The 14,915-nt window shown below is 73.3% G+C and carries 16 protein-coding genes and 1 tRNA gene; 9 read left to right on the forward strand and 8 right to left on the reverse strand.

Annotated features, from left to right (window positions below; genetic code table 11):
- Nucleotides 1-153 precede the first annotated feature (153 nt).
- The 3 genes from ACZ466_RS21810 (at nucleotide 154) to dnaN (ending at nucleotide 3,454) form a co-directional block, all read left to right on the forward strand.
- Nucleotides 154-1,626: an AlkA N-terminal domain-containing protein gene (locus ACZ466_RS21810; RefSeq protein WP_378280622.1), complete on the forward strand. Its 1,473-nt coding sequence runs from the start codon at nucleotides 154-156 to the stop codon at nucleotides 1,624-1,626.
- Between the two features lie 26 nt (nucleotides 1,627-1,652).
- On the forward strand, nucleotides 1,653-2,198 hold the full coding sequence (locus ACZ466_RS21815) for a methylated-DNA--[protein]-cysteine S-methyltransferase (protein WP_378280623.1): 546 nt from the start codon (nucleotides 1,653-1,655) through the stop codon (nucleotides 2,196-2,198).
- Nucleotides 2,199-2,275: 77 nt separating this feature from the next.
- Nucleotides 2,276-3,454 (forward strand): DNA polymerase III subunit beta, encoded by a 1,179-nt coding sequence (gene dnaN, locus ACZ466_RS21820; RefSeq protein WP_378280624.1) that lies wholly within the window; start codon nucleotides 2,276-2,278, stop codon nucleotides 3,452-3,454.
- Between the two features lie 133 nt (nucleotides 3,455-3,587).
- On the opposite strand, the gene ACZ466_RS21825 is transcribed toward dnaN, so the two are convergent.
- Together ACZ466_RS21825 and ACZ466_RS21830 are read right to left on the reverse strand one after the other, a co-directional pair.
- Nucleotides 3,588-4,658, reverse strand: a complete 1,071-nt coding sequence (locus tag ACZ466_RS21825) for a beta propeller repeat protein (protein ID WP_378280625.1) — start codon at nucleotides 4,656-4,658, stop codon at nucleotides 3,588-3,590.
- Nucleotides 4,659-4,924: 266 nt separating this feature from the next.
- Nucleotides 4,925-5,488 carry a helix-turn-helix domain-containing protein gene (locus ACZ466_RS21830; RefSeq protein WP_378280626.1) on the reverse strand — a complete coding sequence of 188 codons (564 nt, stop codon included), beginning with the start codon at nucleotides 5,486-5,488 and terminating at the stop codon, nucleotides 4,925-4,927.
- A gap of 104 nt (nucleotides 5,489-5,592) precedes the next feature.
- On the opposite strand from ACZ466_RS21830, the gene ACZ466_RS21835 reads away from it, so the two are divergent.
- Together ACZ466_RS21835 and ACZ466_RS21840 are read left to right on the forward strand one after the other, a co-directional pair.
- Nucleotides 5,593-6,267: a B3/B4 domain-containing protein gene (locus ACZ466_RS21835; RefSeq protein WP_378280627.1), complete on the forward strand. Its 675-nt coding sequence runs from the start codon at nucleotides 5,593-5,595 to the stop codon at nucleotides 6,265-6,267.
- Entirely contained in the window at nucleotides 6,267-7,208 is a 942-nt protein-coding gene (locus ACZ466_RS21840; protein ID WP_378280628.1) for an EamA family transporter, read from the forward strand. Before ACZ466_RS21835 ends, ACZ466_RS21840 begins: the two co-directional genes overlap by 1 nt.
- Before the next feature lie 1,074 nt (nucleotides 7,209-8,282).
- Here ACZ466_RS21840 and ACZ466_RS21845 read toward each other — a convergent pair.
- The 6 genes from ACZ466_RS21845 to ACZ466_RS21870 all read right to left on the reverse strand — a co-directional run bounded on the left by ACZ466_RS21845 (nucleotide 8,283) and on the right by ACZ466_RS21870 (nucleotide 12,712).
- Entirely contained in the window at nucleotides 8,283-10,313 is a 2,031-nt protein-coding gene (locus ACZ466_RS21845; protein ID WP_378280629.1) for a WD40 repeat domain-containing serine/threonine protein kinase, read from the reverse strand.
- Nucleotides 10,314-10,547: 234 nt separating this feature from the next.
- Nucleotides 10,548-10,635 (reverse strand) — tRNA-Ser (locus ACZ466_RS21850).
- A gap of 10 nt (nucleotides 10,636-10,645) precedes the next feature.
- Nucleotides 10,646-11,083: a tRNA adenosine(34) deaminase TadA gene (gene tadA, locus ACZ466_RS21855; protein ID WP_378280688.1), complete on the reverse strand. Its 438-nt coding sequence runs from the start codon at nucleotides 11,081-11,083 to the stop codon at nucleotides 10,646-10,648.
- Nucleotides 11,084-11,156: 73 nt separating this feature from the next.
- Complete coding sequence (locus ACZ466_RS21860) at nucleotides 11,157-11,594, reverse strand: tRNA adenosine deaminase-associated protein (protein WP_378280630.1); 438 nt, start codon at nucleotides 11,592-11,594, stop codon at nucleotides 11,157-11,159.
- Nucleotides 11,595-11,658: 64 nt separating this feature from the next.
- The gene (locus tag ACZ466_RS21865) at nucleotides 11,659-12,144 is read right to left on the reverse strand and encodes a tRNA adenosine deaminase-associated protein (protein WP_378280631.1); all 486 of its coding nucleotides are present in this window, start codon (nucleotides 12,142-12,144) and stop codon (nucleotides 11,659-11,661) included.
- Between the two features lie 151 nt (nucleotides 12,145-12,295).
- Nucleotides 12,296-12,712, reverse strand: coding sequence for a hypothetical protein (locus tag ACZ466_RS21870; protein WP_378280632.1), 417 nt, complete (start codon nucleotides 12,710-12,712; stop codon nucleotides 12,296-12,298).
- 126 nt (nucleotides 12,713-12,838) lie between these two features.
- Between ACZ466_RS21870 and upp the strand changes: the two genes are divergently transcribed.
- The 4 genes from upp to ACZ466_RS21890 all read left to right on the forward strand — a co-directional run bounded on the left by upp (nucleotide 12,839) and on the right by ACZ466_RS21890 (nucleotide 14,841).
- A complete protein-coding gene (gene upp / locus ACZ466_RS21875; RefSeq protein WP_378280633.1) occupies nucleotides 12,839-13,477 on the forward strand; it encodes a uracil phosphoribosyltransferase in 639 nt (212 codons plus the stop codon).
- A 339-nt stretch (nucleotides 13,478-13,816) separates the two neighbouring features.
- The gene (locus ACZ466_RS21880; protein ID WP_378280634.1) at nucleotides 13,817-14,080 is read left to right on the forward strand and encodes a three-helix bundle dimerization domain-containing protein; all 264 of its coding nucleotides are present in this window, start codon (nucleotides 13,817-13,819) and stop codon (nucleotides 14,078-14,080) included.
- Nucleotides 14,081-14,156: 76 nt separating this feature from the next.
- Nucleotides 14,157-14,315 (forward strand): hypothetical protein, encoded by a 159-nt coding sequence (locus tag ACZ466_RS21885; RefSeq protein ID WP_378280635.1) that lies wholly within the window; start codon nucleotides 14,157-14,159, stop codon nucleotides 14,313-14,315.
- Between the two features lie 10 nt (nucleotides 14,316-14,325).
- On the forward strand, nucleotides 14,326-14,841 hold the full coding sequence (locus tag ACZ466_RS21890; RefSeq protein WP_378280636.1) for a PH domain-containing protein: 516 nt from the start codon (nucleotides 14,326-14,328) through the stop codon (nucleotides 14,839-14,841).
- The last annotated feature ends 74 nt before the right edge of the window (nucleotides 14,842-14,915 follow it).

Below are 14,915 nucleotides of genomic sequence, written 5' to 3' on the forward strand. Positions count from 1 at the left end.
GCGGGCGGCGGGGGTTCGCCGCCCGGCACGGACCACGGTGCCAAGCCGGACGCGGAAGATCGATTACCTGGCGGGTCATCGCCGCCGCGACCGCCGACGATGATGTCGGATTCTCGCTAGTGGAACGCGGTGACCATCGACGATGCTGGAGGCATGCACGAGGACGTGGAGCGATGCGTACGCGCGGTGCAGTCCAAGGACGCCCGGTTCGACGGGTGGTTCTACACCGCCGTCGTCACCACCGGCATCTATTGTCGGCCCAGTTGCCCCGTGGTGCCCCCCAAACCGGAGAACATGCGCTTCTACCCCAGCGCCGCGGCCGCCCAGCAGGCCGGGTTCCGGGCGTGCAAGCGCTGCCGTCCCGACGCCAGCCCCGGCTCTCCCGAGTGGAACCACCGCGCGGACGTCGTGGCCCGCGCCATGCGGCTCATCGCGGACGGGGTGGTCGACCGCGAGGGCGTCCCGGGCCTGGCCGCGCACCTCGGTTACAGCCCGCGGCAGATCGAACGGCTGCTGAACGCCGAACTGGGCGCCGGCCCGCTCGCGCTGGCCCGCGCCCAGCGCGCGCAGACCGCGCGGCTGCTGATCGAGACCACCGCGCTGCCGATGGGCGACATCGCGTTCGGCGCCGGGTTCGCCAGCATCCGGGCGTTCAACGACACCGTCCGCGAGGTGTTCGCGCTCACGCCGAGCGAACTGCGCGACCGGGTGGCGCGCGGGCATCCGGCCACCGCGGGGCCGGGGTCGCTGTCGCTGCGGCTGCCGTTCCGCGCCCCGCTGTGCCCGGACAACCTGTTCGGGCACCTGGTGGCCACCGCCGTCCCGGGCGTCGAGGAGTGGCGGGACGGCGCGTACCGGCGCACGCTGCGCCTCCCCCACGGGCACGCCGTCGTCGCGCTGCGCCCGCACCCCGACCACGTCGCCTGCACGCTGTCCCTCACCGACCTCCGCGACCTGACCATCGCGATCAGCCGCTGCCGCCGCCTGCTCGACCTCGACGCCGACCCGGTCGCCGTCGACGAGCTGCTGCGCTCCGACCCGCTCCTGGAGCCGCTGGTGGAGAAGGCCCCGGGACGGCGCGTGCCGCGCACCGTCGACCCGGCCGAGTTCGCCGTGCGCGCGGTGCTGGGCCAGCAGGTGTCCACCGCCGCGGCGCGCACCCACGCCGCGCGCCTGGTCACCGCCCACGGCGACCCGATCACCCCGGTGGGCGGGCTCACGCACCTGTTCCCCGGCCCCGAAGCGCTGGCCGGCCTGGACCCGTCCACGCTCGCCTTCCCGCAGTCGCGCCGCACCACCTTCACCACCCTCGTCGCCGCCCTCGCCAGTGACGGCATCGACCTCGGCGCGGGCAGCGACTGGGACAAGGCCCGCGCCGCCCTCGGCGAACTCCCCGGAATCGGCCCCTGGACGATCGAGACGATCGCCATGCGCGCCCTCGGCGACCCCGACGCGTTCATCCCCACCGACCTGGGCGTCCGCGCCGCCGCCCGCGACCTCGGCCTGCCCGGGACGCCCGCCGCGCTCACCCGCCGCGCCGCCGCGTGGCGCCCCTGGCGGGCATACGCCGTCCAGTACCTCTGGGCGACCGGCGACCACGCCATCAACCGCCTCCCCGCCGCCTGAGCGGCCATGCCATCGAAAGGAAAATCATGAGCATCGGCACGACGTCCACGGGCGAGCGCACGCACGCCGTCCTGGACAGCCCCATCGGCCCGCTGACCGCCGTGGTGGACGGCGGATCCCTGGCCGGGCTCTACATGGACCTGCAACGGCACCGCCCCGCCCAGGAGACCTTCGGGGTGCCCGCGGACTCGGCCGACAGCACCCCCTACAGGGAGGTCGCCGAGCAGCTCAAGGCCTACTTCGCCGGTGAGCTGAACCGGTTCGAGGTGCCGCTGGCCATGCGCGGCACACCCTTCCAGCAGCGGGTCTGGGACGCGCTCCAGGAGATCCCCTACGGCGAGACCGTCTCGTACGGCGAACTCGCACAGGAGATCGGCAAGCCCGGCGCCTCACGCGCCGTCGGCCTGGCCAACGGCCGCAACCCGGTCAGCGTCATCGTCCCGTGCCACCGCGTCGTGGGCTCGTCCGGCGGGCTCACCGGGTACGGCGGCGGGCTGGAGCGCAAGCGCTACCTCCTCGACTTCGAACGCCGCGTGAAGGACTCCGGCACGCCCGCGACCACCCTCTTCTGACCGCCGGGCGGCGTTCTGTCGGACGCGGCGGTTACGGTGGCCCTGCACGCACGAATCGGGGCAGAGGAGCACGACCGATGGAGTTCCGGGTCGATCGTCAGGCACTGGCCGACGCGGTCGCGTGGGCGGCGCGGACGCTGCCGTCCCGGCCCGCGCTGCCCGTCCTCGCGGGCCTGCTGGTCGAGGCGACCGCCGACGGCGAGCTGGCGCTGGCCGCCTTCGACTACGAGGTGTCCGCCCAGGCCAGGATCACGGCCGAGGACGGGCTGACCGTCACCGCGCCCGGCCGGGTCCTGGTGCCGGGGCGGCTGCTGGCCGAGATCGTCCGCAACCTCCCGCACCAACCGGTCGACGTCGCGCTCAAGGGCTCGGAGATCGTGGTGAGCTGCGGCAGCGCCGAGTTCGGCCTGCTCCCCCTCCCGGTGGAGGACTACCCCAGCCTGCCCGAGCCGCCCGCCCGCGCCGGAACCGTCCCGGGCGAGGTGTTCGCCGCCGCCGTCGCCCAGGTGACGCCCGCCGCCGGCCGCGACGACACCCTCCCCATGCTCACCGGCGTCCGGATCGACGTCGAGGGCACCACCATGCGGATGGCCTGCACCGACCGCTACCGGATCGCCGCCCGCGAGCTGGCCTGGACGCCGTCCCGCGACGACTTCGCCGCCGGGGTCGTGGTCCCCGCCCGCACCCTCGCCGACACCGCCAAGGCGATCAGGCCGGGCGCCGAGGTGGCCATCGGCCTGACCGGCACCGGCGACGTCCTGATCGGCGTCTCCGGCGGCGGCCGCAGCATGACCACCCGCCTCCTCGACGACCAGTTCATCGACTACCGGTCCCGGCTCACCGGCGTGTGGACCTCCACCGCCCGCGTCCGCGTCGCCCCGTTCGTCGAGGCGATCAAGCGGGTGGCGCTGGTGACCGAGCGCAACACCCCGGTCCGCCTGGCGTTCGCCTCCGGCCAGGTGCGGATCCGCGCCGCCTCCGGCGACTCCGCCCGCGCCAACGAGAGCCTGCCGGCCGCGCTGGACGGCGAAGAGATCGACATCGCGTTCAGCCCGCAGTACCTGCTCGACGGTCTGGCCGGGATCGACACCGAGTTCGCCCGGCTCCAGTGCACCGGCCCCACCAAGGCCGCCCTCCTCACCGCCGTCCCCGACCCGGAGAAGGACGCCGAGGCGCCCGAGGACGAGACCCCACCGGACCCGGGAGGCGACACCGGCTACCGCTACCTGGCCATGCCCGTCCGCCTCTCCTCCTGAACACCCCTCGGTAACAGCCGCCCACCCGCCTATCGCGGGGCCCGGCACGTCCCCGCCCTCGTCGGCGTGGGGTGCCGGGATCCGCTTGCACGGCGATGCGCCTGCCGGCGCCGCACGACGGCCTGACGCCTCCTTAGGAGTCGCCGGATTGGGCGGTGATGCTGGAGGCGGTGCCGACCGTTCCGGCCTGGGGGACCTGGTGGGAGCCGACCAGCCATGCGCCGCCCGCCTCGGGGGCGGGCAGGGAGGCGGAGGCCAGCCACACGGCGGTGTCGCCGAGCGGCTGGGGCGACGGCGTCCGGCTCCAGGTGCGGCCGTCGAAATGGGCGAGTTCGCCGCGTCCACCGGCGACCCACACGTCGTCCGGGGCGAGGGCGGTCACGGTGTTGGCGGCCGTCACCGGGGCGTCCACCTTGCGCCACTTGCGGCCGTTCCAGCGCAGTACCCGATCGCGGCCCACGGCCCAGGCGTCGTCCCGGGCGAGCGCCACGACACCGGTGAGCGGGAAGCGGGTCGTGGGGATCGGCACGCGCGTCCAAGAGCGGCCGTCGTAGTGCATGACGAGCCCGGTACGGTCGGCCGCGCCCACGGCCCACACGTCCCCGTCGCTGGTCGCGGAGACGGCGAGCAGTCTGCCCTTGGCCACGGAAGGCGTCTCGGCGGCGTGCCAGGCGCCGCCGTGCCGGTGCAAGGCCACAGGGCCGGGCGGGCCGCCCCGCAGAAGGCCGTGTCCGACCGCCCACGCCTCCTCGCCGACCATGGCGACGTCGGTCAGGACGAAGCCGCGGGCCGCTCGGGGATCCTCGGGCCAGCCCTCCCAGGCGTCCCAGACGGAGCCGTTCCAGTGGTGGATGAGCGGGACCTCGGCCGCGGCCAGCCGGTCGTAGCCGCCGCCGACCGCGATGGCCTGGACGGACACGTCCGCTTCCGGCCTTCCGGCGGGACGTGCGGGCTTTGCCCGGGAGTCACGGCCGGCGACGGCTATCCCCCGGAAGCCGGCGCCGATATGGCTCGCGACGGGCAGCGGGCCCGGCGGGATCGTCCACCTCGTGCCGTCCCAGCGGGCGACGAGGGGATGCTGCCCGACGTGCCCCACCACCCACACCTCGGCCGGAGACGCGGCGGCGACTCCCGCGAGCATGTGCGAAGCCTCGACGACCGTGGGGGAGACGACCTGCCACGCGGTGCCACCGGAGAGCACCATCAGCGCGCCTGTAACCCCGGAGCGGCCCTGGGTCTCGTGTCGGTTCACCGCTGACGGCCTCTCACCTGAGCCTGGGACGAATCGCGTCGGGTGGGATCAACGACCGTCCCGTGGCGTCCTGACAAGCGTCTGCACACCCCGTCCAACGCGTTGACGCGCATGCTCCGTTCCTGATTCACGCTCGTCTACGACGATGCGCCGAACGCCGCGCGGAGAAAACCCCTCGCGGACCGGAACGCGCTTTGGGGGTGAAAGAACCGGGGGCGTCAGAGGTCCAGGACGGCCAGGATGAAGCGGAGATCGTCCTTGCCCGCGTTGCCGTAGGTGTGCGGCCGGTCGCCGACGAACACCGCCGCCGTCCCGGCCTCGACCAGGTCGCCGCGGCCGTCGACGTTCAGGGTGAGAACGCCCTCCTCCACGTACACGATCTCCTTGGTGCCGGGCACGTGCGGATCGCTCTCCCTGACCTCGCCCGGCCGCAGCTCCCAGCGCCACAGCTCCAGGGACGGCCGGGGATCGCTGCCGCCCAGGAGCGTGCCGGTGCCCCCGTGCGTGCCCTCCCACAGGACGACGTGGCGGTCGGGCGGGAACATCCTGATCGGCGGCTGCTCCTCGACCTGGACGAGCCGGGTGAGCGGCACGCCCAGGGCGTCGGAGATGCGGATGAGGGTGCCGAGGTTGGGGTTGCCGCGGCCCTGCTCCAGCCCGACCAGGACGCCCTTGCTCACCCCGGCGCGGCCGGCCAGCTCGTCCAGGCTCCAGCCGTGCCCGGCCCGCAGCGCCCGCACGGTCCTGGCCACGGCCTCGCCGATGGCTTCCTGATCGCTCACGGTGTCCTCCCCTCCGTCACCTTAGAGCGTCGCGAGCACCCCTCGCGGTCGGTAAGATGGTATGCGGAGTTCATTAAAATGACCGTGCTGGAGGGGAGCCCGGAATGCTGGAGCGGATCGTCATCGACGGGGCCGTGCGGGAGTTGCGCCCGGACGTCGCGGTGCTCGCCGTCACCGCCGAGGGCCTGGCCAACGGGCCGGGCGACGCCCTCACGGCGGACTGGCTGGCGCTGGCGGCCAAGGCCGCCGCACAGGCCGCCGACGACCCGCACCTGGAGGCCTGGCGGAACGCCTACCGCGCCTTCGGCGCCAAACCGCAGCGTACCCGCCCCTCCGTGGACGCCCTGGTGCGCCGGGCCGACTCCCTGCCCCAGATCAACAAGGTCGTGGACGCCTACAACGCGATCAGCGTCGAGTACGCCCTGCCGGTCGGCGGCGAGGACCTCGACGCCTACCGCGGGCCCGCACGGCTCGTCCGGGCGGCCGGGGACGAGCCGTTCGACACCGTCGCGGGCGGCGAGCCTGCCGTCGAGCACCCGCTCCCGGGCGAGGTGGTCTGGCGCGACGACGCCGGGGTGACCTGCCGCCGCTGGAACTGGCGGCAGTGCGTCCGCACCCGCATCACCGAATCCACCGTGAACGGGCTGTTCCTGCTCGAACGGCTCGACCCGTACCCCCTCGACCGGCTCCGCGCCGCCGGCGACGACCTGGCCGCCCGGCTGCGCGCCATCAGCCCGGACGTGCGGATCGAAAGCCGGCTGATCGGCGCGGACGGCTGATGGTCACGCTGCTGGCCCTCGGCGCCGCCCTCGCCTACGGCGTCGCCGACTTCCTCGGCGGCGCCGTCTCCCGCCGGACCAGCGCGCTGAAGGCGCTGGCCTGGTGCGTGCCGGTCGGCCTGGCAGTGATCCTGGCGGCCGCGCTGGTCATCGGCGGGCGGTTCACCTGGACGTCCCTGGCCTGGGGGTTCGGCGCCGGCCTGGCGGGCGGCACCGGCCTGATCACCTTCTACCGGGCACTGGCCCGGGGCCCGATGAGCGTGGTGGCCCCCGTGTCCGCACTCGCCGCCGCCGTCCTGCCCGTGGGCGTCGGCACACTACGCGGCGAGCAGCTGGACGCCCCCGTCCTGGCCGGCGTCCTGCTCTGCCTGGTCGCGATCGGCCTGATCAGCATGGAGAACAACACCCCCACCGCAACCGGGGCATCTCCGAATCCATCGGCATCCCCGGAGGCGGCCGCGTCCACGGATGGGCGGGTGGCGGGCATGCCTGCCTGGTCCGCCCGGCTCGCGGACAGCGGGCCGCTGATGGCCGGGATCTCCGGCGTCTGCTTCGGGATCTTCTTCATCATGCTCAAGGGGGCCGGCGACGCGAGCGGGCTCTGGCCGGTGGTCGCCGCCCGCGTCGGCAACCTGTGCGTGATCGGCGCGGCCTTGGCCGTCATGATCTGGGCCCGCGGCGCAGACCTCGGCCCCCCGGTCTCGGGACGGCTGCTCATCGGCCTGGCCGTCCTGTCAGGCACCCTGGACGCCTCCGCGAACGCCCTCTACTTCGTCGCCGCCCAGCAGGGCATGCTCAGCCTTGCCGCCGTCCTGACCTCGCTGTATCCCGCGATCACGGTGCTGCTGGCCAGGATCGCCTACAGCGAGCGGCTACGCGTCGTCCAACGCCTCGGGCTCGCCATCGCCGCAGCGGGCGTGGCCCTGGTCACCATCGGCTGATCAGCCGCCCCCCAACAACCCAGTTGCCCCGACGCTCAGACCGCCGGGGGCACCGGGACGCTAGGACCGCCCGGACCACGGGCCGCCGGAGGCGTCCGGGGACAGGTCGGGACGCTGGGACCGTCCGACCGCCGGGGGCGTCCGGGGACAGTTGGGACGCTGGGACCGCCGGGTCCGCCCGGACGCCGGGTCCGCCCGGACCGTCGGGACGCTGGGAGCGTCGGGGGCGCGGGACCGCCCGGACACCGGGACCGCCCAGACGCCGGGACCCTCGGGGGCGTCGAGACCGTCGGGGTGCCGGGGCGCTGGGATCGTCGGGGGCGTCGGAACCGCCGGGGTGCCGGGACGCCGGGGCCGCCCGAGACGCTGGGGCCGCCCGGACAGCGGAACCGCCGGGACGCTGGGACCGTTCGACCGCCGGGGGCGTCCGGGGACGTCGGGGCGCTGGGACCGACGGGGCCGCCCGAGACGCCGGGGCCGCCCCGACACCGGGACCGCCGGGACCGCCGGGACGCTAGGAGCTTCGGGGGCGTCGGAACCGCCCGGGGTGCCGGGAGTGCCCGGACGCTGGGACCGCCCGAGACGCCGGAACCGCCGGAACCGCCGGACGCTGGGACCGCCGGGGGTGTCGGGGGCGTCGGGACGCTGGGACCGTCCGACCGCCGGGGGCGTCCGGGGACAGTTGGGACGCTGGGACCGCCGGGGCCGCCCGGACGCCGGGTCCGCCCGGACGCCGGGTCCGCCCGGACGCCGGGTCCGCTGGGAGACTCGGGGTGCCGGGGCGCTGGGAGCTGGGAGCGTCGGGGCGTTGGAACCGCCGGGGGTGCCGAGACCGCCCGGACGCCGGGGCTGCCCGGACGCCGGGTCCGCCGGAAGCGTCGGGGCGCTGGGAGCGTCGGAGTGCCGGGGAACGCTTGAGGATGTTTGGGGGCGCTGGGGCCGTCCGCCCGCCGGGGGTGCAGTTGGCCTGTTCCTGGCGGGGCGGTAGGCCGTTTTGCATCTGCCGCGCTGCTCGCCGCGGCGCTGGGGCGGCTCCTTCGGAGCGCGGGCCTACCGGAGTGGTCAGGGGCTGGGTTAGGGGGTTACCCAGAGGCGGACGGTGTCGTCGCTGCCGGCGCTGGCCAGCGATCTGCCGTCGGGACGGAAGGCGAGCCCGTTGACCGTCGCGGAATCGTCGTGGCCGGCGAGGACGGTGGTGACGCGGCCGCCCGCCACGTCCCACAACTTGATCAGACCTCGGCCGGTGCCGGTGGCCAGGGTCTTCCCGTCGGGGCTGAACGCCAGCGAGTAGAACGACGAGTCCTCGACGTTGGTGAAGGTCTTGGTCAGGCTGCCGGTGGCGACGTCCCAGAGCTGGACGCTGTTCTTGTCGTTGGCCTTGGCCAGGGTCTTCCCGTCCGGACTGAAGGCCAGCATGTCGCTGAAGATGGACAGTTCCTCGCTGGGGATGACGCGGAGGGCGCGGCCGGAGGCCACGTCCCAGATCCGGACGGTGTTGTCGAGGCTGCTCGAGCTGGCCAGGAGCCTGCCGTCCGGGCTGAACGCCACCGAGCCGGCGGACTTGGTATGGCCGCTCAGGGTGCGGGCGGTGCGGTTCCCGGGCACGTCGAAGATCCGGATCTTCTTTCCCTCGCTCCGGGCGACCTTCGTGCCGTCGGGGCTCATCGCGATCCCGCCGGCGCCGTCGGGGTCGGACATGATGACCGAGGAGCTGCGGGACGCCACGTTCCAGAGCCGCACGGAGCCGTCCCACTGGCCGCTGATCAGGCTTTTCCCGTCGGGCCTGAACGCCACCATGGGGAACTTGGGCGTTTCGAGCTTCATGGTGACGGTGGGGCGGCCGCCGGTCGCGTTCCAAAGCCTGATCGAGCCGCCGTCGGAGCTGCCGGCCAGCTTGGTTCCGTCCCGGCTGAACGACACGGACCGTGCCCCGCCGGTGGTCTTGAGCGTCTCGCGCGGCGTGCCGGTGACCTCGGGGCTGGGGCTCGGCTGCACGGGAGGAGGCGCTCCGAGCGGCGTCGAGCCGGTCGCCGGGACGAGCCGGTCGTTGTCGGACTCCGGCCAGAAGAGCACCGCCGCCCCGATCACGACGGCCGCGACGAGCACGGCCGCCAAGGCGCCGATGAGCTGGGGACGCAGTTCGTCGGATGAGTCCGGCGTCGCCTGCCGTGCGGGGCCGTCCGCCCTGGTTTGTGGCTGTACGGGCGGAGGGCCGGGTGGTGGCACCTGAACGCCTGGCATTGGCAGGGGCGCAGGGGCGTCGGCCGGTGGTGGAGGAGCGGGTGCTTCGGTGGCCAGGGCGGCCAAGAGGTCGTGCGCGCGGTCGGCGGTCAGCCGTGCCGCCGGGTCCTTGTTCAGGAGACCGGTGAGCACCTCACTGAGCGGTCCGGAGTGGACGCAGGGGGCGGGGTCCTCGGTGGCGATGGCCACGAAGACCGCTCCGGGGTTGGTGCCGGTGAACGGCGGGCCGCCCTCGGCCGCGGCGAAGAGCGTGGCGCCCAGGGACCACAGGTCCGACTCGGGGGTGGCGTCCCGCCCGCGCACCTGCTCGGGGGCCATGAACGCCGGGGTGCCCAGGATGGCGCCGGTCTGGGTGAGGGTGGCATCGCCGTCCAGCGCGGCGATGCCGAAGTCGGTCAGCACCACCCGCCGGCCCTCGAGCAGCACGTTGGCGGGCTTGATGTCGCGGTGCACGATGCCCTGGCCGTGCGCGAGCCGCAACGCGTCCAGCATCTGGACGCCGATCTGGGCGACCTCGCCGACCGGCAGCCGCTCCCTCTCGGTCAGCAGGTCGTGCAGCGAACCGCCCTCGATGTACTCCATCACGATCCACGGGCGGCCGTCCTCACCGGCCACCCGGTCGTAGACGGTGATGATCCCGGGATGCTTGAGCCGGGCCGCGGCACGGGCCTCGCGTTCCATCCGGGCGTAGAAGACCTGGCGCTCCTCCGCTTCGACCTGCTCGGGCAGCCGCAGTTCCTTGATCGCGACCGTGCGGTCCAGGTCGGAGTCCCAGGCGCGCCACACCACGCCCATGCCGCCGCGGCCGATCGGGGCGAGGATCCGGTACCGGCCGCCCAACAGCTCCCCGAGGTCCTCGATCACAGCGGGAAGCATAGTGCGAACCCCCTCCAAACAGACACCGGTGTCTGCTGATGGCCTGGGCCGTCCATCGGTCGAAGGAGCCGGTCGCGGAACCGGCGGGCCTGTCGTGTGAGGTGCCTTGTGGAGTGGGTGGCTCGGCGGCATCCTGCCGGGCGGCGTGCGGAGGCTTCAGGAGCCCCTGGAAACGCGGAGCGCCCCCGGCGTGGCGTGGTGCACGGCAGGGGCGCTTCAGAATGGCGGTGGTGGTGGGATTCGAACCCACGGAAGGTTGCCCTTCACACGCTTTCGAGGCGTGCGCCCTCGTCCACTAGGCGACACCACCGCGGGGAAGCCTACCCGACTCTGCGGTGCGCGAAGAACTCGACGAGGAGCGCGCCGCACTCCTGCGCCAGCACTTCGGCGATGACCTCGGGACGGTGGTTGAGACGGCGGTCGCGTACGACGTCCCACAGCGAGCCCACGGCGCCCGCCTTGGGGTCGATCGCTCCGTACACGATGCGGTCCACGCGGGCCTGTACGGCGGCCCCGGCGCACATGGTGCACGGCTCCAGGGTCACCACCAGCGTGCAGCCGTCCAGGCGCCAGGAGCCGCGTGCGGCGGCCGCGGCGCGCATCGCGACGATCTCCGCGTGGCCGGTGGGGTCGGCGGAGCGCTCGCGGTCGTTGTGGCCGGTCCCGATGACCGCGCCGGACGCGTCCAGGACGACGGCGCCGACCGGAACGTCCCCCGACTCGGCGGCCCGCCGCGCCTCGTCCAGTGCCAGCCGCATCGGCCCGCCGAACTCGGCCTCGACCGCTCCGCCGCCCGCCGGAGGACGGTGCGCGGTGCCCTGGGGAGTGATCTCAGTCACGGAGCCGGTCGAACTCCTCGCCGAACCCGGCCAGTTCGGCGACCGTCAGCAGGGCGTCCCCCGGCAGCGCCCGCTCGCCCAGGTCGGCGAGCCGCTTGCCGTCGACGCCGAGATCCTCCAGCAGCTCGGGGTCGCCGCCCACGTCGCCGTCCGGGGCCTCGCCCACCAGCTGGTAGAACAGGCCCCCCAGCCCGTCCTCGCGGACGGTCGAGATGAAGGCCCTCGGCTCGTTCTCCCCGTCGAGGCGGAGAACGGCGAACCAGTCGTCGTCCTGCTCGATCAGGAGCAGCACCGGATCGCCGTACGATTCCACGGCGGCCTCGCGCATGAGGTCGGCGACGTCGTCGACGCCCTCGGCCTCCGCGAGCACGGCCTCGGTCCCCACCCACCCCTGCGGGGTCCGGGCGAAGACGGCGGCGAAGTAGGACACCAGCTCATTGTGACCCACGAGATCGCCCCGGTCACACCCCTTGTCCGGGACCGGGCGGGGGTGATCAGCCGATGGCGTCCAGCGCCCGCTCGAAGGCGGGGGCGAAGCCGACGCGGCCGGCGATGCTCAGCAGCATCTCGTCCGGGTAGAGCTCCAGGTCGCCGGAGATCGCGCCGAGCTCCATCTCGTCCAGGCCCAGCTCCGCGAAGATCGACATGTCGCCCACCGGGAGGACCTGGTCGAGCTCCTCGTCCTCCGGGATCGGGATGTCCAGATGATCGAGCACCTGACCGGCCAGCGGCCAGTCCACCGACGCGGTCACGTCGGAGAGGAAGACCATCACCTCGTCGCCGAGCAGCCGGATCGCGACGAAGAAGTCGTCGCCCACCGACACCAGCCCGATGGTGCCGCCCAGGCTCGGCTGCTGGCGGAGGGCGTGGATCAGCCCGTCCAGGTCCTCGGTCAGCGCGACGGGGAGGACCTCCGCCTCCCAGCGTTCGTCCTCCCGATACACCACGACGGCGAAGTCCGTCGCGTCCACATCCGTCATTTCCACCCCACCGGCGCGGTTCCTGCCAGGGCATGGTCGCAGATGCGGCGCGCCCTCGTGTCCCCCACCGCCAAACTGGCCCTCGTGACCGTCCGTGAGGTGAGCCGACAGCGCCTTCTGGGCGCCGCGGACGAATCTACTCGATTCCTGATCAGTTAATCCGGAAGGTGCGGCGACGGAGGGCCGCGTGGATCCGGGCGCGGCGGGAGCGGTGCGGGGTCACGCGGCGGCGCAGTTCGCGCGCCTCGGCCAGTTCGCGCAGGAAGATCGCGCGGCGGCGGAGGTGGTCGCGGACCTCCTCCGGGGACACGGCCGGCTCGGTGGCATCGTGCGCGCCCTCCGCCGCCTCCTCGGAGTCCTCGGGGGGTGTCCACGGGCGTGCGGTGCGGTCGCGGGACGGGGCCCCGGCGGCCGCGCCCGGCGCCGCCCGGTCCTCCTCGTCTCCGCCGCCGGCCGCGGCGTCCCTGGCGCGCGCTCCCTCGTTTCTCGCCAGCGCTCCGGTGACCTCCAGGAAGGCGTCATCGGCCGACGCCGCGCGTCTCGGCTGCTGGTCGCGATCTCGGGTCATAACGGCATCGTGCCCCGCAGGGCGGACTCCTATCCTCCTGTCGGCTTTGTGTGGCCTTGACGGACGCGTTCCGGGGCCGCGGCCTGGGGTGCGGGCCGGATGATCGGGCGCGGGTACGGTGTGCGCATGCAGACCCTTGCCGTCGACCACCCGCTCGTCGCGCACAAGCTCACCATGCTGCGGGACGTGACCACCGACTCCCCCACGTTCCGCCGCCTGGCCGACGAGCTCGTCACGCTGCTGGCCTACGAGGCCACCCGTGACGTCCGGGTCGCCGATGTCACCGTGGAGACCCCGCTGGTGCCGGCGCAGGGGGTCCAGCTCGCCAGCCCCAAGCCGCTCGTCGTCCCGATCCTGCGCGCCGGGCTGGGGATGCTGGACGGGATGACCCGCCTGCTCCCCACCGCTGAAGTGGGATTTCTCGGGATGATCCGCGATGAAGGGACGCTGCAGGCGCAGACCTATGCGACGCGTCTGCCCGAAGACCTCTCCGGACGCCAGTGCTACGTCCTGGACCCGATGCTGGCGACCGGCGGCACCCTGGCGGCCGCGATCCGGCTGCTGTTCGAGCGCGGCGCCGACGACGTCACGGCGATCTGCCTGCTGGCGGCGCCGGAGGGGCTCATGTACATGGAGCAGGCCTTCGAGGGGACGCAGGCGCCGATCCGGGTCGTGACGGCCGCCATCGACGCGCACCTCAACGAGCAGGGCTTCATCATGCCCGGCCTGGGCGACGCGGGGGACCGCCTCTACGGGGTGGTCTGAGCACGTCCCATCGCCCCATCGGCCCTGCGCCCTTCTCCCGAAGCCGTGTGACATATCCCACTCACACGGCTTCTTCTCTTCTGTCCCCGTGGCCGCCGCACGGGCCGCGCCCCGGCCCCAGAGTCCGCACTGGGACGAATAGTTCCTCTCACCTGCGTTGACGCCGAACTTGCGACGGACCGTACCGACTCTTGACCAAGCCCAGAAGGTGCGATGTTCGCGGATGGGTCACGGTGGGTAATAAGCAGCTACGGAACGCAGTGATCGTTCCCCTCCGCCGCCCTGGCAACTGGGGACCGCGAGGACCGGGGCGGTGCGAGCGAGGCTCGAGGACACGTGATGGCTCACCAAGGGGACAACCAGCGGCTGTCGGGCTACGAAGAGGTCGGCGACCGTCTCACCGAGGAGTTCGCGGGCGTGCACCCGCCCGAGACGGTGCAGCGCTGCGTCGCCGCGGCGCGGCACGGCGCGCAGGAGGTCACGGGGGGCGCGGCGCCGGACCTGGTGGAACGGATCGCCCGCAAGCACCTGCAGGTGCTGGCGGTCGTGGCCGCCGAGAAGCGCCGGCGGTCGCCGCGCTCGACCCTCGGCAACGCTCCATAGCCCTTACTTTGCGGCACATCGGGGCTGTGCGAGACTGGCGTGGGGTCTGTGGGTCATCATGCTCCGGGAGGCAGCCGTGCCCGCCAAGAAGTACATCACGTGGGCTGCCGCGGCCTTCGTGGCGTTCTATGTCGTCAGCCAGCCCGACCGCGCGACCCGGTCGCTGAACGACGCGGCGGACGGTCTCGCCTCCGTCGCCGGTTCCCTGGTCACCTTCGTCAACACGCTGGCCTGAGGGGGTCGGGATGAGGCTGGTGACCCCCGGCGACTCCGCGCCGGCGTCGGTGAACAAGTACCTGCTGCCGCACGAGAACCAGGTGATCACGGTGCGGCGGCATCCCGCCGTGCTGATGCTGCCGGTCGGCCTGGTGCTGGCCGGGCTGATCGTCGCCGGCGTGCTGAGCAACACCGTCACCCAGGCCACCAGCTGGATCTGGTGGGGCTGGCTGATCCTGCTCGCCTGGTTCGTCTGGCGGGTGGCCGAGTGGTCGGTCGACTACTTCGTGATCACCAACCAGCGGATGCTGCTGACCACCGGGCTCATCACCCGCAAGGTCGCGATGATGCCGCTGGCCAAGGTCACCGACATGAGCTTCCGGCGGACGATCATGGGCCGGATGCTCGGGTACGGGGACTTCGTGCTGGAGTCCGCGGGTCAGGACCAGGCGCTGGACACGGTGGACTACCTGCCCTACCCCGAGCAGCTGTACCTCGAGGTCTGCGAGATGATCTTCCCCAACAAGAACCCCTCCGACGACTGATCCCCGTCCCGGCTCCCGCTCCGCCTCGGGTCGTTCTGGGGTGGTTCGGGGGTGAAAGTCGGCCGGGTTCGGCC

This window comes from Actinomadura rugatobispora (assembly GCF_055379765.1).